We start from the raw sequence: 18,793 nt of genomic DNA, 5'->3' as shown, positions 1-18,793 counted from the left end.
GGGGGATCGCGGTGCGCGGGTTTGGTTCGGTGGGGGGATCGCGGTGCGCGGGTTTGGTTCGGTGGGGGGATCGCGGTGCGCGGGTTTGGTTCGGCGGGAGGGGGATCGCCGCGTGCCGGTTCGTTCGGCGGGAGGGGGATCGCCGCGTTCGGATTGGTTCGGCGGGCGGGGGGATCGGTGCGTCTCCCTTCGTTGTGACGGCGGCTCGTCGAGGGCGGTGCGGTTTACGGGGTCCAGGCTGGGTCGCGGCCGATGATGCCGAGGAGGCGGTCGAATTGCGGGGCGCTGTCCGGCACGTCTACCGGTGGGCCGAAGGCGCCGCGTTGCCGGCCCATCTCCGCCATCTGGTCGGTGAAGTGGAGTGCCCGCGAGACGCTCTCAGCGTCCGGCTCGTAGTCCTGGCCGGTGGCTCTGGCCAGGTCCCAGCCGTGTACGACCATGTCGACGAGGTACATGTGGGCCAGCGTGGTCATCGGCAGGCCCATGGCGGGGCTGGTGCCCTCCCACGCCTCGGGGCGGGACCAGGCGGCCAGCGTGCGCTCCGCGCGCTCGGGGAAGTCGCCCGCGTACGGTTCCTGCTCGATTCTCTCCCCCTGGCGGCCCAGCGACTCGAACAGGTCCGCCACCCACTCGAGGTGGTTGATCAGGTCCTTGACGTCGAACTTCGCGCACGGCGTCGAGGAACCGAACTGCTCGCGCCGCACCGCGCGGACCAATCCCGCGGTCCGTTCGGTGGCGCGCGTCATCAGCGGCATCATGTCGTCCATGGCAGCCATGATGCCCCGCCTGACCCAGGCACGGCTTGTAGAAACGCGACAGCGCGGCTGGGTCGACCCGTACGCGGGGCTCGACGCCTTCGATTTCTTCAGACAGGCGCCATCAGCGGAGATTGCGACGTTTGTGGAGCACTTCTGGGTCGTCACGTGGACCGACCTCGCCGAGCCGTACGAACAGCGCATCGTCTCGCACCCCACCGTGAACATGACGATCACCACGGACTTCCATCAGTTCGCGGGAGTGATCAAGGGCGGGTTCTCGTACACGATGCGGGGCAGCGGCCGCGTGCTCGGCACGCGCTTCCGTCCGGGCGGCTTCCGGCCGTTTCTCGGCGGTCCGGTGTCGCAGTTGACCGACCGTTTCGTGGAGATCGGCGAGATGTACGGCTCGGCGGGCGCCTCGCTGGTCGAGCAGGTTCTGGCCGAGTCCGATGCCCGGGCCGCCATCGCGCTGGTCGAGAGGTTCCTGCTGAGTCTGGGGCCGGAGCGGGATCCGCTGGCCGAAGAGGTCGCGGCGCTGGTGGAGATGGCCGAGAACGAGGTCTCCGTGACCAGGGTCGATGAGCTGGCGGCCAGATCGGGGCGGTCGGTGCGCTCGTTGCAGCGGCTGTTCCGGGACTATGTCGGCATCGGCCCCAAATGGGTGATCCGCCGCTTCCGCCTGCACGAGGCGGCGGAGCGGGTCTACGAAGGGCTGGACCTCGCGACGTTGGCCGTCGAACTCGGCTATACGGACCAGGCTCACTTGACCCGCGATTTCACCGCCGCGGTCGGGATGCCACCCGCGGCCTACGCCCGCCTCAGAGGATAAGTGTGAGCGTATAAGCGATTAGTCGATGAGGTGATTTGCTGGGGCTCGGGTGGATTTCTGGTAATTGCGGGTTTCTGCGCATTCGAGCGTTTCGGATAGTAGCCGTCGTACCGTTTCATCGAGCGAGCTGTTCTGATCGATGACGGTTTCGTGGCCGCCGGGCAGCAGGTCCCGCTCGATGTACCATTCGCGCATCATGTCCGGGCCGAACTCCGCGCTCTGCGGGCGGGTGGCGTGGCGGCGGAGCGTTTCCTCGAAGGAGATGTCGAGGTAGAAGAAGCGGCTGCGGCCGGGGAAGTCCTCGCGCAGGGACTGGAGCATCGGGGCGTACCTGCCGGCCGTGAGGATGCCCTCGAGGATGACGTGGTGGCCGTGGCCGAGCGCGTAGCGGGTGACGGTGTCGATGAGGCCGATGTTGACGCCGTCCGGGACGTCGAGTTCGCGGAGGATGTCGCGGCGCAGCACGTCCTGGCTCACCACCGCGAGGCCGCGCCTGCCGTACGCCTTGCGGAGGGCTCGGGCGACGCTCGTCTTGCCCGAGCCGGAGTTGCCGCGCAGGACGATCAATTGTGTGAGCATCGCGGCCAGCGTAGCCGCTGCTCACGGGTTCGTGCCGCGAATCTGATGGGTACGGTCGTCATATGCTTGAGCGCATTCACGAGATATCGGGAGTCTTGCTAAGTGCGGACGGATATCTTGACGATTTCTGGCCGAATTTCCGGAACATTGATGACGTGTTCTGGAAACTCCAGCGTATTCAGCGCTTCGAGGCCGGGGAGCCGAGCTGGCTCGCGATGATGGACTGCGACTGGGAACGCTCGCTCAAGCTGGTCGACGACACGGGTGACGGAGGCCGGAGCAGGGCCTATCCCTGCCGGCGGATCCGGATCGTCGAGCAACCCGTCACGCCGTACCTGCAGTGGGAGATGCACGTGCTGGCGCTGCGGGTGGGGGTGGCCGAGCAGGTGCGGGTGCTCGACGCGGCGGAGGTGTCCGACCTCGAGATCGACCGGCGCCTGCCGGAGCTCGTCGTGCTGGGGTCGTCCGTCATGTACGAGGTGACGTACGACGCCTGCGGGACCCACAGCGGCGCGAGGCGGATCGACGACCCTGATGTGATCGCGGCGTGCCGGGGCGAGCTCGACAAGCTGTTCGCGGCCGGGGAGGACTTCCGGGCCTATTACGAGCGGGAGATCGTGACGATGCCGGCTCCCCGGGTGACGACCGTCTGAAGCCGCCCCGGGTGACGACCGCCCGTCACAGGGGGAGGCCGCCGGTGGCGGAGTTGGTGGAGCCGGTGGCCCGGTAGGCGGCGATGGTGCGTTCGGCGATGCGCATCTGGTGGATCTCGTCGGCGCCGTCGGCGAAGCGGGCCCAGCGGGCGTGCTGGAACATGCCGGCCAGCGGCGTGTCCGTCGAGTAGCCGAGCGCGCCATGCACCTGGATCGCCCGGTCCACGATCCGGTTGAGGCTGTTGGCCACGAAGTGCTTGGCCATCGACACCTCCGTACGGAAGTCCTCACCCTTGTCGATCTTGGACGCGGCGTGCAGGACCATCAGCTTGCACTGGTACAGCTCCATGGCCGAGTCGGCGATCATCCACTGGATGCCCTGCTTCTCGGCCAGCAGCGAGCCGTGGCTGTAGCGGTTGAGCGCGCGCTCGACCATCATGTCCAGGGCCGTCTCCGCCTGGGAGATCCAGCGCATGCAGTGGGCGAGCCGGGCCGGGCCCAGACGGTACTGGCCGAGGCGGTGGCCGTTGCCGCGTCCGCCGAGGATCTGGCTGTCGGGCACGCGGAGATCGGTGATGACGATCTCGCTGTGGCCCGTGGAGCCGTGCATCGTCTCGACCTCGCGCACGTCGTTCCAGCCCGGGTCGGGCAGGTCGACGAGGAAGGCGGTGTTGGCGCCGCGCGAGCCCTCCGGCACGTCCGGCTCCGTCCGCGCGATGAGGATCGCGAAGTTGGCCCGGCGCGCGTTGGAGATGAACCATTTGTGGCCGTTGATCAGCCACTCGTCCCCGTCCCGGACGGCCGTGGTGCGGATCAGGGTGGGGTCGGAGCCCGCCACCTCCGGCTCCGTCATGGCGAAGCAGGACATCTGCGTGCCCTCCAGCAGCGGCCGCAGGTACTTCTCCTTCTGCTCGTCCGTCGCCCAGTGCAGGAGGGTGTGCATGTTGCCCTCGTCCGGGGCCATGCAGTTGAGCACCCAGGGCCCGACGCGGGTCTTGGCCGCCTCCGACTGCACCATGGCCAGCTCGACGTGGCCCAGCCCCATGCCGCCCCACTCCTTCGGCATGTGGGGCAGCCACAGCCCCTCGGCCTGGGCCTGGGAGCGGAGCCGGAAGATCGTACGCAGGTAGTTGTCCCGGTCGGCCTCCTTCACCTCCTCCACGGCGGGAATGACGGTCCCCTGGATGAAGGCGCGGACCCGCTTGCGGATCTCCTCGTGCTCGGGAGCGAGGGTGAAGTCGATGGCCATACCCGCCACCGTGTCACGGCCGGCGGAGCGGCGTGAAGGCCCAGGACATGCGCGGCTCCACGGCCCAGTGGAAGAGCTTGCGCACCGGCGGCGTGCAGAGCAGGGTGGCGGCGGCCACGCCGAGCAGGATCGACAAAGGCACGCCCAGCTCGAACCGCTCGGCGACCTTGACCACGAATCCGTGGAGCAGGTACGCGTACATGGTGGCCGAGCCCAGATCGCTGAACCACGTGTGCCGCGCCGGGGTCACCGCGAGAAACGCCGCCACCAGCACCGCCCCGGCCACCAGCAGGCCCAGCCGCACGGCCGTGCCGGTGAGGTCGTCCACGTGCAGCGCGGAGTTGGACAGCCGCCATCGGATCCACTCCGTCGGCACCTGGTCGTGCACGAGCAGCGCCGCCGCCAGCCCCAGCCCGAGCGTCAGGAAGCCGGTCAGCCGCATGTACGGCCTGCGCAGCCACGCGAAGTGCTCCGGCTTGAGCATCAGCCCGAGCACGTAGAACGGCAGCAGCGCGAACGTCCGGTTCATGGCCAGCTCGTCGGGCAGCGCGCTCATCCCGGTCAGCAGCGACAGCACGACCGCGACCGCCAGCGGCCACCTGAGCTGCTGCCACACCGGCGTCGACAGCCGCCACAGGAACAACGACAGCAGGAACCAGGTCAGGTAGTACGGATCAAGCAGGGTCAGCTCGAACTTCCCGTAAAGGATCAGCCGCGGCAACGAGTACGCCACCTCGAAGATCAGGTACGGCACCGCCAGCGTGGAGATGAGCTTGCGCGCCTTCCCCGCCGAGAACGTGAACCGGCGCGACAGATAGCCGCTCAGCACGATGAACAGCGGCATGTGGAAGACGTAGACGTAGAAGTAGAGCGCGTGGGCGATGGGGTGGTCCCGCTGGTCCTCGATGAGGTGACCGCACACCACGAGCAGGATGGCCAGGTATTTGGCGTTGTCGAAGAACGGGTCCCTGGCGGTCACGGGCCGGGTGTCCACAGTGGCGGCTGCACTCACAGATCACGCACCCTAGCCACCGAACGCGTAACCGCCAGGAAACGCCGAGTGAGGGCTTACCGAAGGGCCGGTGTCGCTTCGCGTACCGTGTCCGCCAGCGCGGACGCGGCGGCGGCGTCGAGCCTGCCGTCCACCACCGCCGTCACGACCCGCCTGGTCAGCGTGTCCTCGACGACGAGCGGCCGGTCCCAGGCCAGCGCCTGCCCGACCCCCGGATAGTGCTCGACCCGCACGAACCACGGGTCGCCGTCCGACTGCACGAAGACGAGCGTCCAGTCCCGCCCCTCCGGTGTGGTGCCGGCCAGGGCGACCCAGGGGTCGCGGCTGCCGTGCACGGCCTCCTCGTCCCCGGGGAGCGCGATCCGGGCGGTGGAGGTGCCGGGGGCGCGCCAGAAGAAGCCGCCGTACCCCGCGCCCACGCGCCCCTTGGTGGCCGAGCTCCGGACCTCCAGCGGCGCGCCGGTGAGGTTGGTGAGCGTGAACGCGAAGTCCAGCGCCCAGAAGTCCCCGAACGGCCGGGCCGTCACGGTCCGCTCCTCGCGCGCCACCAGCCGCCCGCCGGGCCCCGCCCACTCCAGGTGCTCGACGAAGCCGGAGTCGTCGAGCCGGGAGAACGACAGGTGCCGCTGAATGCCGTGATCGTCCAGCCAGGCGGGCCCCTGGTCCTTGACGTACGTGCGGCCGCCCCAGAAGTTCGCCCCGCCCAGGTCGGAGATCGCCACCCCGACCCCGAGGTGGTGCACGTGGTCCTCGGGACGCACCTCGGTGACCTCGACGCCGCCCAGCGTCCGCACCCCGTGGAGGTAGGGCCGCGGGGAGTCGGTCGCCGGCAGGTCGGGCCGCAGCTCGTACGAGGCCACCGCCCGCCCGGAGGCCAGCAGCTCCACCCGGGTCCAGGGGACGTCCAGCTCCGAGTAGAGCGACAGCGTCTCGGCGCTGCGGGCCGTCAGGTCGGCGACACCCGGCAGGAACCGGTGCGTGACCTCGCCCGACGCGGCGTCCCGCCTGACGTCCTGGTAGCGCTCCGGGATCGGCAGCGGCTCGGGAGCCAGCCGCACCGCGTCCAGCACCTGCGTGAACGTCTCCGTGGCGGACAGCGGCACCATCAGCTCGGCGCCCGTGCGGACATGGTCGATGAGGTTCTCCAGCAGGTCGGTGCGCTCGTACGCGGTCGTCGTGACCGTGCCGTCCGGCAGCTCGACCTTGAGCCGGTCCTGCGTGTAGACGAGCGTGGCGCGGCCCGCGTCGCCGTGCACGACCAGGTACGGCTCGCTCCGGCCGGTCGCGCAGAGCGTCACCGCGATCGTGATCACGAAGCCGTCGTCGAGACGGATCCGCAGGCAGGACGTGTCGTCCGACTCGATCGGATGGGCGTGGTAGAGCTCGGCCTCGATCTCCGCGACAGGGCCGTCCACCAGGGCGAGGGCGGTCGCGACGGCGTGCGCGAACGGGTTCGTCAGCGCGCCGTCCACCACGTCCACGCCGTCGAGCCGGCGCTTGCCCGACCAGGCCGACCTGGTGAAGTAGGACGAGGGCCGCTCCCAGGCGCCCGCGCCGCCGATGCCGCGCACGCGCCCGATGGTGCCGTCGGCGATCAGCGAGCGCAGCGCGGGGACCGCCGCCGAGCCCAGCGACTGGAAGCCGACCTGGCAGGCCAGCCCCGTCTCCGCCACCGCCGCGGCGATCCGGGCGTGCGCGGAGGGGCTCGCCGCGGGCGGCTTCTCCAGCAGCACGTGGGATCCCGCGTGCAGGGCGGTCACCGCGAGGTCGGCGTGCGTGTGGATCGGCGTGCAGATGACCGTGATCTCCGCGCCGGTCTTCGCGAGCAGCTCGCCCAGGTCGGGCGACTGCAGCGGCGAGCCGAAGTCCACTTCGACGGGCACCACGTCGCAGATCCCGGCCAGCTCGATCAGCCCCTGGTCGGCCAGCCTGCGCAGATTGCCCAGATGGTGCCGCCCATGGCCGTGCGCACCAGCGAGTACCACCTTCATCGCGACCACCTCAGTCCGAGCCCCGCGTGCGCGCCCGCCCGCAGGACCCCGTCGGAAATCTGCACCGGGTACGGCTCCGCCAGCAGCCCGAGGGCCGCGAACGAGGCGTCCTCCACGTCCTCCGCCATGACCGGCAGCGGCAGGGCCAGCGCGAGCTGCCCGGACACCTCGCTCAGCAGATGCGGATAGACCGGCACGTCGTACGTCCTGGCCAGCTCCACGATCCGCAGGAACGGCGTGATCCCGCCGACCCGCACCACGTTCGGCTGGACGATGTCGCACGCCCCGGCCGCGAGCAGGTCACGGAAGCCGTAGGTGGTGTAGACGTTCTCCCCGACCGCCACCGGCACGTCGATGGAGCGCCGCAGCTCCACGTGCGCGGCCACGTCGTCGGCGGGCAGCGGCTCCTCGATCCAGTGCAGCCCGAACTCCCGCAACGCGGAAAGAGCCCGCCTGGCCCGGTGCAGGTCCCACCGCTGGTTGGCGTCGATCATCAGCAGCCGGTCGGGCCCGATCACCTCGCGCACGGCGGCCACCCTGGCCACGTCCTCCGCCAGGTCGGGCCGGCCCACCTTGATCTTGACCCCCCGGTACCCGGCCGCCACCCAGCGCCGCGCCTGCTCCACCAGCTCCTCCAGCGGGTAGTGCAGGTTGACGCCGCTGCCGTAGACCGGGACCTCGTCACGCCGGCGGCCCAGCACGTCGGTCAGGCCGCTGTCACCGCAGCGCAGGTCCCACAACGCCAGGTCGATCCCGGCCAGCGCGATCGTCGTGATCCCGCCGGGCCCCGCCTCGCGCAGGTGCCGCCACAGCCGGTCCCACACCACCTCGGGGTGCGCGGGCAGCCCGATCAGCGCCTCCCGCAGGTCGTGGTCGAGCAGCGCCCGCACGGCGTGCGCCCCGATCTGCGGCGTCCACGAGAACCCGGTGCCGGTCCGCCCGTCCTCCAGCGTGACCTCGCACACGACCACGTGGTTGGCCGGCACGTCCGCGCCCCAGGGCCGCGGCAGCGGGGCCGTCCGCAGCGAGGTACGCAGGTCGGCGATCGTCATGACGCGGCCAGCTCCAGCCCCGTCTTGATCAGCGCCTCCAGCTCCTCCAGGTGCTCGTCGGTCGGCTCGACCAGCGGCGGGCGGACGGCGCCCACGTCCAGGCCGCGCAGCCGGACCCCGGCCTTGACCAGGGCGACCGGGTAGCCGGGGACCTTGCCGCGCAGCCGTACGAGCGGGGCGTAGAACCCGGTGAGCAGCCGCTCGTCACCGTTCAGATAGGCCAGCGCGATCTCCGGCGCGAACGCGAACACCGCGCTGGAGTACAGCTCGACGCCGATGCCCCGGTAGGCGGGCATGGTCAGCTCGGCCGTCGGCAGCCCGTTGAAGAACAGGAAGTCCGGGTACGCCTCCCGCACCGCCAGCACGATCCGCTGCATCCGGTCGATGTCGCCGACGCCGTCCTTGAGCCCGATCACCCCGGGGATCCCGGCCAGCTCCACCACGGACTCCGGCTCCAGCACCACGGAGCCCCGCTGGTAGACGATCACCGGCAGCTCCGCGGCCACCGCGGCCACGTAGGCGGCGAAGCCGTGCCCCGGCCCCTGGGCCAGGTACGGCGGCATGAGCAGCAGCCCGTCGGCGCCCGCCTCGCGAGCCGCCCGCGCCTGGTTCAGCGCCGTGCCGAGCGGGCCGCCCGCGCCCGCGAACACCGGCACCCGCCCGCCCACGACCTCGGCCGCCACCCGCACCGCCCGCGCGTGCTCGGCCTCCGACAGCGCCGAGAACTCGCCGGTGCCGCACGCCACGAACACGCCGCCGGGGCCGTGCTCCATGCCCTGCCGGATGTGCTCGGCCAGCACCTCCTCGGCGAGCCGGCCGTCGGCGTCGAAGGGGGTCACGGGGAAGAACAGCACACCGCTCAGGTTCATTCAGCTTCCTTCAGTTCGGTACGCCAGCTCCGCTTGGGCTGCCAGCCGAGCAGGCGCTCTGCCTTGGTGATCGAGAAGGCGGGGGTGGTGCCGGTGAGACCGGCGGCGAACGGTGCGGTGCCGGGCACGACCTGGGGCAGCAGGTCGGCGAGCGGCTTGCGGGCCAGCGCGTCCGCGGCCCCGGCGAAGAACACCTCGCCGTTGGGCAGCTCGGGCAGCGCCGCGGCCAGCACCGTGATCATGTCGGCGCAGTCGCGGGCGTCGATGTAGTTGAACAGCGAGACCCCGCCCAGCTCCGGCCGGTCGAGGCGCTCGCGCACCGTGTGGCCCGACTGGGTGGGCGCGCCCGCCCACTCCTCGGGCGGGATGACGAAGCACGGCCTGATCGCGGCCATCTTGGTCGTCCCGGCCAGCGCGAACGCCTTCATGGTCTGCTCTGCCGTGACCTTGGACAGGTTGTACGCGTTCCACGGGCGCACCGGGTGGTCCTCGTCGATCGGCAGGTACGCGGGCGCCCAGCCGCCGGGGGCGCCGTACCCGATGACGGTGGGGCTGCTGGCCACCACCACGCCCGGCACGCCCAGCGCGACGGACGCCTCGCAGACGTTGAACGCGAGCTGGGTGTTGACCTTGAAGATCACCGATTCCGGGAGGCTGAACGGGGTCGCGATCGCGGCCAGATGGATCACGGTTTCGGGCCGGAACCTGGCGATGACCTCGAAGGTCTCGCCCGTGTCCGTGAGATCGGCCGGTAAGGCCATCGCGGCCTCGGATGGCGTGCCGGGCGTTCGGTCGACGCCGATGACCTCGTGCCCGGCCGCCGCGAGCGTGGTGACCACGCTACGGCCGAGGCGTCCTGCGCTTCCGGTGACGAGGACTCTGCTCACCGTGAGGGCTCCTTCAAGACTGCAAACAGTTGCACTAAACCTTTGTGTCCTCAGGCCGAGGTCGTCAAGGGGTGATTTCGCCCCCCTCGCTGGAGCAGGGGTTTCCTGATGCAACGGGGCGGCAAGCGCTTTCATGGTACTCAGGGATTCTGCAAGCGGTTGCGTTAGGGTGGGCGACTGTGACAGTGACGATTCGTGATGTGGCCCGGGCTTCCGGTGTCCATGTATCGACCGTGTCGCGGACGTTCTCCGCACCGCACATGGTGAACGCGGCCACCCGTACCAGGGTGCTCACGGTGGCCGAGGAGCTGGGATACCGCCCCAACCGGGCGGCCAGGGCGCTCACGACGGGCCGCACCCACAACCTCGGCCTGATCGTGGCCGACATCGCCAATCCGTTCTTCCCCCCGCTGATCAAGGCGGCCCACTCGGCGGCCCGGCAGCGCGACTACCACCTGTTCGTGGCCGACACCGACGAGGAGGCGGCCACCGAGGAGGAGCTGGTGCAGGCGTTCTCCAAACAGGTGGACGGCCTGGTGCTGTGCAGCCCGCGCTCGTCCAACAAGGCGCTGGAACGGCTGGCCGCGCGGGTGCCGTTCGTGGTGATCAACCGGCGGCTGCGCGGCGCCGCCACGGTCCTGATGGACGTCGGCCACGGGGCCAGGCTGGCGGTCGAGCACCTGACCGGGCTCGGGCACCGCCGCGTGGCGCTCGTGTCGGGCCCGGCCGGCTCGTGGACCAGCGCGGAGATCCGTACGGCCGCCGAACAGGTGGAGGGCGTCGAGCTGGTCGCCATCGGCCCCAACGCGCCCACCGAGCGGGGCGGGCTCGCCGCCGCGCGGCGGGTGCGGGACTCCGGGGCGACCGGCGTGCTCGCCTACAACGACCTGGTGGCGATCGGGCTCATCGAAGGGCTCGGTGACCTGGGGCTGAGCGTGCCGCGGGACGTCAGCGTGGTCGGGATCGACGACATCGTCTCCGGACGGCTGAACCGCCCCAAGCTCACCACTGTCGCCATGCCCACCGCCGCGGCCGGCCGGCTCGCCGTGGATCTGCTCATCCAGGAGGTCACGGCCACCACCTCGCTGGAGACGCGCCTGGTGATCAGGGACTCCACCGCTCCGCCACGGTAGCGGGTCGGCTGCAAACGGTTGTACTAACTGAGCAGCGAATTCATCTGACTTCTCGGACAGGCAGGCTCTCTACCTGGGAAAACGTCGTAACGATATATCGGTAACGGCTATGTAACGTCTGCAAAGGGTTGACGTAACTTTCCCGCCAGCTATAGGAAAGCGCTATCCATTCACATCTCGCCGGAAGGTCCGTGAATGACGAATGAGTTCCGTCATGGCTGACACGGTGGCGGTGAAGACCCGAGCCCCGCGCGAACCGGCCACGCAGGCCGGCGGAGGCGGACCCCGCTCCCTACGCGCCCGCCGCGAGGCCAGGGCCGCCTACCTGTTCCTGGCGCCCTGGTTCGTCGGCCTGCTTGTCATCACGGTCGGCCCGATCATCGCCTCGCTCTACCTGTCCTTCACCGACTACAGCCTCCTCAAGGAGGCCAAGTGGGTCGGGCTGGACAACTACGTCAAGATGTTCACCGAGGACGAGAGGTTCATGTCCTCGCTGAAGGTGACCACGATCTACGTGGTCGTGTCGGTCCCGCTGCAGCTGGCCTTCGCGCTGGGGCTGGCCCTGGTGCTCGACCGGGGGCTGCGCGGGCTGTCGTTCTACCGTTCGATCTTCTACCTGCCCTCGCTGCTGGGCGGCAGCGTCGCGATCGCGATCCTCTGGCGCAAGGTCTTCGGCGCCGACGGCCTGGTCAACGCGGCGCTGTCGATCTTCGGCATCCAGGGGCCCGGCTGGGTCGGCGACCCCGACACGGCGCTGGGCACGCTGATCCTCCTGCACGTGTGGACGTTCGGCGCCCCGATGATCATCTTCCTCGCCGGGTTGCGCCAGATCCCCAGCAGCTACTACGAGGCGGCGGCGGTGGACGGCGCCGGGACCCTGCGCCAGTTCCGCTCGATCACGCTGCCGCTGCTGACGCCGATCATCTTCTTCAACCTCGTGCTCGAGGTGATCAAGTCGTTCCAGTCGTTCACGCAGGCGTTCATCGTCAGCAACGGCAAGGGCGGCCCGGCCGACTCCACCCTCTTCTACACGCTCTACCTCTATCTGAAGGGGTTCAAGAGCTACGACATGGGCTACGCCGCGGCGATGGCGTGGATCCTGCTGCTCATCATCGCCGCCCTGACCGGAGTGAACTTCCTCGCGTCTAAGTATTGGGTCTTCTATGGCGACACCAAGTAGGCCGCTCCCGGTGCTGTTCCGCCCCCTCAAGGGCGGGCCGGTGGTCAAGCACATCCTGCTGATCGGCTTCGGCCTGGTCATGCTCTATCCGCTGCTCTGGATGATCTCCAGCTCGCTCAAGCCGGAGGAGCTGATCTTCCGGGAGCCGGGGCTGTGGCCCAGCCAGGTCACCTTCGACAACTACACCGAGGGCTGGACGGCGCTGAAGCACCCCTTCGGCTACTACCTGTGGAACTCCGCGGTCGTCACCGCGCTGTCCGTGGTGGCCAACCTGGTGGCCTGCTCGCTGGCGGCCTACGCCTTCGCCCGGCTGAACTTCCCGCTGAAGAAGCTCTGGTTCGCCATCATGCTGGGCACGATCATGCTGCCCCACCACGTCGTGATCGTGCCGCAGTACATCATGTTCTCGAAGCTCGACCTGATCAACACGATCTGGCCGCTGGTGATGCCCAAGGTGCTGGCGACGGACGCGTTCTTCGTCTTCCTCATGGTGCAGTTCATCCGTACGCTGCCGAGGGAGCTGGACGAGGCGGCCGAGATCGACGGAGCGGGCTATTGGCGCATCTTCATCAGAGTGGTCATGCCGCTCTGCCTGCCCGCGCTGGCCACGACCGCGATCTTCACGTTCATCTGGACGTGGAACGACTTCCTCAGCCAGCTCCTTTACCTCAACAACCCGGACAACTTCACCGTCCCGGTCGCGCTGCGCACGTTCCTGGACGCCAGCAGCGACTCGCAATGGGGACCCATGTTCGCCATGTCGATCATCGCGCTCGGTCCCATCTTCGGCTTCTTCCTGGCCGGCCAGAAGTACCTGATCCGTGGCGTGGCCACGACGGGGCTGAAGTAGCTCCATCCACCCCCCAACAAGAGGAAACCCCTAGGAGGTAGAGCCGTGAGCTCTGGCAAGAAGGTGTGGTCGGCGGCATTGCTCGCCACCGCGATGCTGGCGGTCACCGCGGCCTGCGGCAGCGGCAGCGGCGGCGAAAGCGCCGATGGCAAGGTCAAGCTGCGCTTCTCCTACTGGGGTAGCGCCGCGCGGCAGCAGATGACCGAAGAGGCGATCAAGAAGTTCGAGGCCAAGAACCCGACCATCGACGTCGAGGGCGAGTTCTCCGACTTCGCGGCATACTACGAGTCGCTGTCCACCAAGGTCGCGGCCAGTGACGCGCCGGACGTCATCACCCTCGAGATCCGCGGCCTGCGCGAGTACGCCGACCGCGGCACGCTGGCCGACCTGGCCAGCTCGGTCAACACCGGCGACATCGACCCCAAGGTGCTGGCCACCGGCGCCATCGACGGCAAGCAGTTCGCCATCCCCACCGGCGTCAACGCCTTCTCCCTGGTCGTCAGCCCGACCGAGCTGGAGGCCGCGGGGCAGAAGCTCCCCGACGACACCAAGTGGACGTGGGACGACTACGTCAACCTGGCGTCGAAGGTCAGCGAGAAGAGCGCCGGGAAGATCTACGGCACGCAGCAGAGCTTCAACCCGGCCTACCTGCAGATCTTCGCCGCGCAGAAGGGCGAGCCCTTCTACAACGGCAACAAGATCGGCGTCTCGCCCGAGACGATCAAAGCCTGGTGGGCCACTCACCAGAACCTGATCAAGACCAAGGGCTCGCCCGACGCCGCCAAGACCGCCGAGATCGGCGCCCAGAGCGTGGACCAGTCGCTGCTGGCCACCGGCACCGGCGCGATGGGCATGTGGTGGAGCAACCAGCTCGGCGGCATCGCCAAGAAGTCCGGCAAGGACGTGGACCTGCTCCGGATGCCGAAGCTGCCGGGCGCCACCACCGGCGGCATGTTCCTGCAGCCCGCGATGTTCTACACCGCCTCGTCGAAGTCCGAGCACGCGGCCGAGGCCGCCAAGTTCATCGACTTCATGATCAACGACCCTGAGGCGGGCGGGATCATCCTCAGCGACCGCGGCCTGCCGGCCAGCTCCAAGGTGCTGGCGGCGGTCAAGGACAAGCTGCCGCCCACGGACAAGAAGACGCTGGAGTTCCTCGACAAGGTCAAGGGCGAGCTGGCCGACCCGCCGGCCGCTCCGCCGAAGGGCGCCAGCGCCATGGAAGACATCCTCACGCGCTACTCCGAGGAGGTCCTGTTCGGCAGGATGACCCCCGACGACGCCGCGCAGAAGTTCATCACCGAGGCCAACGCCTCGATCGCAGGCTAAAGGAGAGACATGAAGTACGCGTTCGTCGGGCTCGGGCATCGTGCGCAGATGTATGTCGACGCGCTGCTCGGGGAGTGGCGCGACGCCGGCACCATCGTCGCCCTGTGCGACACGAACCGGACCCGCATGGACTACTACGTCGAGCGGATCGGTCACGAGGTGCCGCGCTTCGCGCCCGATGAGTTCGACAAGGTGCTCGAGCTCGCCGACGCGGTCATTGTCACCACCGTCGACGCCACGCACGCCCGGTACGTGTGCGCGGCGCTCGACGCCGGGCGTGACGTCATCGTGGAGAAGCCGCTCACCATCGACGCCGAGGACTGCGCGGCCATCGCCGAGGCGGCCGAGCGCAGCAGCGGCAAGCTGATCGTCACGTTCAACTACCGCTACTCGCCGCGTAACTCGGCCGTGCGCCGCCTGCTGCAGGAGGGCGCGATCGGCCGGGTGACGTCCGTGCACTTCGAGTGGACGCTCGACACCATCCACGGCGCCGACTACTTCCGCCGCTGGCACCGCGAGCGGATCAACTCGGGCGGGCTGCTCGTCCACAAGTCCACCCACCACTTCGACCTGGTCAACTGGTGGCTGGCCGCCGCCCCGCAGACCGTCTTCGCCCAGGCCGACCTGCGCTTCTACGGCTCGGAGAACGCCCGCGAGCGCGGCGTCACCGACCGTCCGGTGCGGGGCCAGGGCGCCCCAGGTCTCGGCACGGACCCGTTCATCCTGGACATCTCCAAGGACCCCCGGCTCAAGCGGCTCTACCTGGACGCCGAGCACGAGGACGGCTACCTCCGCGACCAGGACGTCTTCAGCGACGGGATCACCATCGACGACACCATGTCGGTGATGGTCCGCTACACCAACGGCGCCGTGCTCACCTACGCGCTGAACGCCTACGCGCCCGCCGAGGGCTACCGGGTGGCGTTCAACGGCACGGGCGGGCGGCTGGAGCTGGAGGTCGTCGAGCGGGCGTGGACCCCGCCGCACGCGGCCATCGACCCGAGCTCCGCCTCCAAGAAGCACAAGGCCGACTCCTGGGAGAAGCTCACCCTGCACCGCCACTGGAGCGAGGCGGAGGAGGTGCCGATCGAGAGCGGCGCCGGCGGCCACGGCGGCGGCGACCGGCTGCTGCTGAACGACGTCTTCCGCGGCCCCGGCGACGACCCGCTGGCCCGGCAGGCCGGCTACCGCGACGGGATCCGCAGCGTGCTGACCGGCCACTCGGCCAACGTGTCGGCCGCGACCGGCGAGCCGGTGCACCTGGTGGACGACGGCACGCGTGTTCGCTGAGCTGGCCGAGGTCGCCGCCGCGCAGCTTGGGCCGTACCCGTCTCTTCCGGGGCCCGAGCTGCGGCGGGCTGCGCGCGCCGCGATGGGGGTGCTCGACCTGGCCGCCGGTGACGTGCGGGTCGAGCGCTCGTGGACGGACGGGGATCTCGCCGGGGAGGAGCTCTCCTGGTCGGTGGGGTTCGGGCCGCGCACCCACGCCTACCTCCTGCGCCCCAGGGACGCGGCCGGGCCGCTGCCCGGGGTCGTGGCGCTGCACTGCCACGGCGGGATGAAGTGGGTGGGCAAGGAGAAGATCGCCGACGGTCCCTCCGGTCCATCCCTCGAGGTCCAGCGGGTCCGCGAGCGGCTCTACGGCGGTCGCGCGTACGCGAACGAGCTGGCCCGGCGAGGGTTCGTGGTGCTGGCCCCCGACGTGCTCACCTGGGGCAGCCGCCGCTTCCCGCTCGGCGTCGACGAGCCCGGCGCTTACGACGCGGCGGCCAGGGATCACGAGCACGTGGTCGCCAAGTACTGTGCCGCGCTCGGCACATCCTTCGCGGGCGTGGCGGCGGGCGAGGACCTGGCCGCGGCGGCGTACCTCCGATCGAGGCCCGACGTGGGCACCGTCGGATGCGTCGGGCTCTCCGGCGGCGGCCTGCGGGCCGCGCTGCTCGGCGCGTTCGACCCTGACATGCGGGCCGTCGTGGTCGCCGCGATGGTCTCCTCCTACCGCGACATGATCGACGGGTACGTCGAGAAGCACACCTGGATGCTCTGGCCGCCGGGGCTGCCGCGCCTGGGCGACTGGCCCGACCTGGTGGCCGCCCGCGCGCCCGAGCCGCTCATGGTCCAGTACGCCCTGCGCGACGAGCTCTTCCCCGAGCCGGGCATGCGCCGGGCGCACACCATGATCGAGGAACGTTATCGCGAGGCTCCTGACGCCTACGAGGCGGTGTGGGCAGACGTGCCCCACAGCTTCGACGTGACCAGGCAGGAGCAGGCCTTCGACTGGCTGGCTCAGCGGTTGAAGGCCTAGGAGAATGCCGCCGCCCGGGACCTGCCCCCGGGCGGCGGCGCTCCTGAACGGCGCTAGTTACCCGACTTCCACGTGGCGATGAGCTTGTCGTAGTCGAGCGTCTCCGGCTTGCCCCGCTCGTCGGCCAGCTTCGGCGCGGGCGCGCCCGGCTGGTCGAGCCAGTACTGGGCGGGCCGCTCCGGGTTCAGCTTCGGCGCGCAGTTGCCGCCGTAGCCGCGCCGCTCCAGCCGGGCCAGGATCTCGTCCTGCTGCTTGGCCAGGTTGTCCATCGACTGCTGGGCGGTCGTCTCACCGGTCACCGCGGTGGCCACGTTCTGCCACCAGAGCTGGGCGAGCTTGGGATAGTCGGGGACGTTCGTCCCGGTCGGGGTCCACTGCTTGCGGGCCGGCGAGGCGTAGAACTCGATGAGCCCGCCGTACTTCTTGGAGTTCTCGGAGAAGAAGTCGCTGCGGATGTCGGAGTCGCGGATGAACGTCAGGCCCTTGATCGACTTCTTCAGCGACACCGACTTCGACGTGACGAACTGCGCGTACAGCCAGGCCGCGGCCCGGCGGTCCTGCGGCGTGTTCTTGAGCAGCGTCCACGAGCCGGCGTCCTGGTAGCCGAGCTTGTTGCCCTGCTTCCAGTAGGCGCCGTGCGGGCTCGGCGCGATGCGCCACTTGGGTGTGCCGTCGCTGTTGACGACCGGCAGGCCGGGCTTGGTCATGTCGGCCGTGAACGAGGTGTACCAGAAGACCTGCTGGGCGATGTTGCCCTGCGCCGGGACCGGGCCCGCCTCGCTGAAGTTCATGCCCGCGGCCTCCCGGGGCGCGTACTTCTTCAGCCAGTCCACGTACTTGGTGAGCGCGTAGACCGCCGCGGGGCCGTTGACGTCGCCGCCGCGGGTGACCGATGAGCCGACCGGGCGGCAGTTCTCGACTCTGATGCCCCATTCGTCCACCGGCAGGCCGTTGGGGATGCCGGGGTCGCCGTTGCCCGCCATGGACAGCCAGGCGTCGGTGAAGCGCCAGCCCAGCGACGGGTCCTTCCTGCCGTAGTCCATGTGGCCGTAGACCTTCTTGCCGTCGATGGTCCCGTTGCCGTTGATCTTGTTGGTGAAGAAGTCGGCGATGTCCTCGTAGGCCGCCCAGTTGACCGGGACGCCCAGGTCGTAGCCGTACGCGGCCTTGAACTGCTTCTTGATCTCCGGGTCGGTGAACCAGTCGTAGCGGAACCAGTACAGGTTCGCGAACTGCTGGTCGGGGAGCTGGTAGATCTTCTTGTCGGGGCCGGTGGTGAAGCTGATGCCGATGAAGTCGTCCAGGTCGAGCGTGGGTGAGGTGACGTTCTTGCCCTCGCCCGCCATGTAGTCGGACAGCGGGAAGACGTAGTCGCCGCGCGAGTGGGTGCCGATGAGGTCGGAGTCGTTGACGTACGCGTCGTAGATGTTCTGGTTGCCCTGGATCTGGGTCTGCAGCTTCTCGATGACGTCACCCTCCTGGATCAGATCGTGCTTGATCTTGATCCCGGTGATCTCGGTGAACGCCTTGGCCAGTGTCTGAGACTCGTACTCGTGGGTGGTGATCGTCTCGGAGACCACGTTGATCTGCATGCCCCGGTACGGCGCCGCGGCCTTGATGAACCAGTCCATCTCCGCCAGCTGCTGGTCCTTGGACAGGGTGCTCGGCGTGAACTCCTCCGTCACCCACCGCTGCGCCGCGGCCTTGCCGTCGGACTCCTTGAAATCACTCGTGGGCTTCTTCGCGCCCTGCGTGCAGCCGGCCACTACCAGGACGAGCGCGGCCAGACCTACCGCCGCGGACCTGCCTGCCCGATGCCTCATCGCTCGGCTCCTCCTCTGTTAGCCCCATATCCCGATCACGACCGCCACCAGCAGCGCGCAACCGAGTGCGAGCCACATGGACAGGTCGGTGACAGCTATCCAGCCGGCCAGCACGACGGCCGCGCTGATCAGGCCGATGTAGAGCCGGTCGCCACGGTCGGTCTCGATGCGCAGGAAGCCGCGCCTGGCCACGGGAGGGGAGACGCGGGCCCAGACCGCCATGACGACCAGCAGCAGGGCGAGCCCGGCGAACACCAGGGCCGTCGGGACGGTCCAGACCATCCACTCCAGCAT

18 protein-coding genes are annotated in these 18,793 nt (G+C 69.4%); 8 read left to right on the top strand and 10 right to left on the bottom strand.

Features of this window, described 5'->3' with window-relative positions; all coding sequences use genetic code 11:
• Window positions 1-224: 224 nt before the first annotated feature.
• A complete protein-coding gene (locus ACWEPL_RS34465; protein ID WP_452438668.1) occupies window positions 225-767 on the bottom strand; it encodes a TIGR03086 family metal-binding protein in 543 nt (180 codons plus the stop codon).
• On the opposite strand from ACWEPL_RS34465, the gene ACWEPL_RS34460 reads away from it, so the two are divergent.
• On the top strand, window positions 733-1,587 hold the full coding sequence (locus tag ACWEPL_RS34460) for an AraC family transcriptional regulator (RefSeq protein WP_452438667.1): 855 nt from the start codon (window positions 733-735) through the stop codon (window positions 1,585-1,587). The two genes, ACWEPL_RS34465 and ACWEPL_RS34460, sit on opposite strands and share 35 nt — an antisense overlap.
• Before the next feature lie 18 nt (window positions 1,588-1,605).
• Here ACWEPL_RS34460 and ACWEPL_RS34455 read toward each other — a convergent pair whose 3' ends face one another.
• Entirely contained in the window at window positions 1,606-2,166 is a 561-nt protein-coding gene (locus ACWEPL_RS34455) for a kinase (protein ID WP_452438666.1), read from the bottom strand.
• A 62-nt stretch (window positions 2,167-2,228) separates the two neighbouring features.
• On the opposite strand from ACWEPL_RS34455, the gene ACWEPL_RS34450 reads away from it, so the two are divergent.
• Window positions 2,229-2,819, top strand: a complete 591-nt coding sequence (locus ACWEPL_RS34450) for a DUF6879 family protein (RefSeq protein ID WP_363962662.1) — start codon at window positions 2,229-2,231, stop codon at window positions 2,817-2,819.
• A gap of 25 nt (window positions 2,820-2,844) precedes the next feature.
• Here the strand turns inward: ACWEPL_RS34450 and ACWEPL_RS34445 are convergent, their stop codons facing one another.
• From ACWEPL_RS34445 to ACWEPL_RS34420, 6 genes are read right to left on the bottom strand one after another with little or no spacing between them, the layout of a single operon-like run.
• Window positions 2,845-4,068 carry an acyl-CoA dehydrogenase family protein gene (locus ACWEPL_RS34445; RefSeq protein ID WP_452438665.1) on the bottom strand — a complete coding sequence of 408 codons (1,224 nt, stop codon included), beginning with the start codon at window positions 4,066-4,068 and terminating at the stop codon, window positions 2,845-2,847.
• 13 nt (window positions 4,069-4,081) lie between these two features.
• Window positions 4,082-5,080: an acyltransferase family protein gene (locus tag ACWEPL_RS34440; protein WP_363962664.1), complete on the bottom strand. Its 999-nt coding sequence runs from the start codon at window positions 5,078-5,080 to the stop codon at window positions 4,082-4,084.
• A gap of 56 nt (window positions 5,081-5,136) precedes the next feature.
• Window positions 5,137-7,071, bottom strand: a complete 1,935-nt coding sequence (locus ACWEPL_RS34435; RefSeq protein WP_452438664.1) for a DUF6807 family protein — start codon at window positions 7,069-7,071, stop codon at window positions 5,137-5,139.
• Window positions 7,068-8,123, bottom strand: coding sequence for a mandelate racemase/muconate lactonizing enzyme family protein (locus ACWEPL_RS34430; RefSeq protein ID WP_397373463.1), 1,056 nt, complete (start codon window positions 8,121-8,123; stop codon window positions 7,068-7,070). Before ACWEPL_RS34430 ends, ACWEPL_RS34435 begins: the two co-directional genes overlap by 4 nt.
• Window positions 8,120-8,992, bottom strand: coding sequence for a 5-dehydro-4-deoxyglucarate dehydratase (locus tag ACWEPL_RS34425; RefSeq protein WP_452438663.1), 873 nt, complete (start codon window positions 8,990-8,992; stop codon window positions 8,120-8,122). The genes ACWEPL_RS34430 and ACWEPL_RS34425 overlap by 4 nt, the downstream gene beginning before the upstream one ends.
• A complete protein-coding gene (locus tag ACWEPL_RS34420) occupies window positions 8,989-9,879 on the bottom strand; it encodes an NAD-dependent epimerase/dehydratase family protein (RefSeq protein WP_363962668.1) in 891 nt (296 codons plus the stop codon). Before ACWEPL_RS34420 ends, ACWEPL_RS34425 begins: the two co-directional genes overlap by 4 nt.
• Before the next feature lie 179 nt (window positions 9,880-10,058).
• Between ACWEPL_RS34420 and ACWEPL_RS34415 the strand changes: the two genes are divergently transcribed.
• From ACWEPL_RS34415 to ACWEPL_RS34390, 6 genes are all read left to right on the top strand, one after another.
• On the top strand, window positions 10,059-11,012 hold the full coding sequence (locus ACWEPL_RS34415; RefSeq protein WP_363962669.1) for a LacI family DNA-binding transcriptional regulator: 954 nt from the start codon (window positions 10,059-10,061) through the stop codon (window positions 11,010-11,012).
• Between the two features lie 214 nt (window positions 11,013-11,226).
• Window positions 11,227-12,192 (top strand): carbohydrate ABC transporter permease, encoded by a 966-nt coding sequence (locus tag ACWEPL_RS34410; protein WP_363962670.1) that lies wholly within the window; start codon window positions 11,227-11,229, stop codon window positions 12,190-12,192.
• Entirely contained in the window at window positions 12,176-13,042 is an 867-nt protein-coding gene (locus tag ACWEPL_RS34405; RefSeq protein ID WP_355191184.1) for a carbohydrate ABC transporter permease, read from the top strand. Before ACWEPL_RS34410 ends, ACWEPL_RS34405 begins: the two co-directional genes overlap by 17 nt.
• A gap of 45 nt (window positions 13,043-13,087) precedes the next feature.
• Window positions 13,088-14,371 (top strand): extracellular solute-binding protein, encoded by a 1,284-nt coding sequence (locus tag ACWEPL_RS34400; RefSeq protein WP_355191186.1) that lies wholly within the window; start codon window positions 13,088-13,090, stop codon window positions 14,369-14,371.
• A 9-nt stretch (window positions 14,372-14,380) separates the two neighbouring features.
• Window positions 14,381-15,661 carry a Gfo/Idh/MocA family protein gene (locus ACWEPL_RS34395; protein WP_452438662.1) on the top strand — a complete coding sequence of 427 codons (1,281 nt, stop codon included), beginning with the start codon at window positions 14,381-14,383 and terminating at the stop codon, window positions 15,659-15,661.
• Window positions 15,651-16,676 (top strand): dienelactone hydrolase family protein, encoded by a 1,026-nt coding sequence (locus ACWEPL_RS34390; RefSeq protein WP_452438661.1) that lies wholly within the window; start codon window positions 15,651-15,653, stop codon window positions 16,674-16,676. Before ACWEPL_RS34395 ends, ACWEPL_RS34390 begins: the two co-directional genes overlap by 11 nt.
• A 53-nt stretch (window positions 16,677-16,729) precedes the next feature.
• Here ACWEPL_RS34390 and ACWEPL_RS34385 read toward each other — a convergent pair whose 3' ends face one another.
• Together ACWEPL_RS34385 and ACWEPL_RS34380 are read right to left on the bottom strand one after the other, a co-directional pair.
• Window positions 16,730-18,499 carry an ABC transporter substrate-binding protein gene (locus ACWEPL_RS34385; protein WP_350728619.1) on the bottom strand — a complete coding sequence of 590 codons (1,770 nt, stop codon included), beginning with the start codon at window positions 18,497-18,499 and terminating at the stop codon, window positions 16,730-16,732.
• Window positions 18,500-18,517: 18 nt separating this feature from the next.
• Window positions 18,518-18,793 carry a DUF2160 domain-containing protein gene (locus ACWEPL_RS34380; RefSeq protein ID WP_350728620.1) on the bottom strand — a complete coding sequence of 92 codons (276 nt, stop codon included), beginning with the start codon at window positions 18,791-18,793 and terminating at the stop codon, window positions 18,518-18,520.

Source organism: Nonomuraea sp. NPDC004186, assembly GCF_053603495.1.
This window is presented reverse-complemented; position numbering and strand designations above follow the sequence as displayed.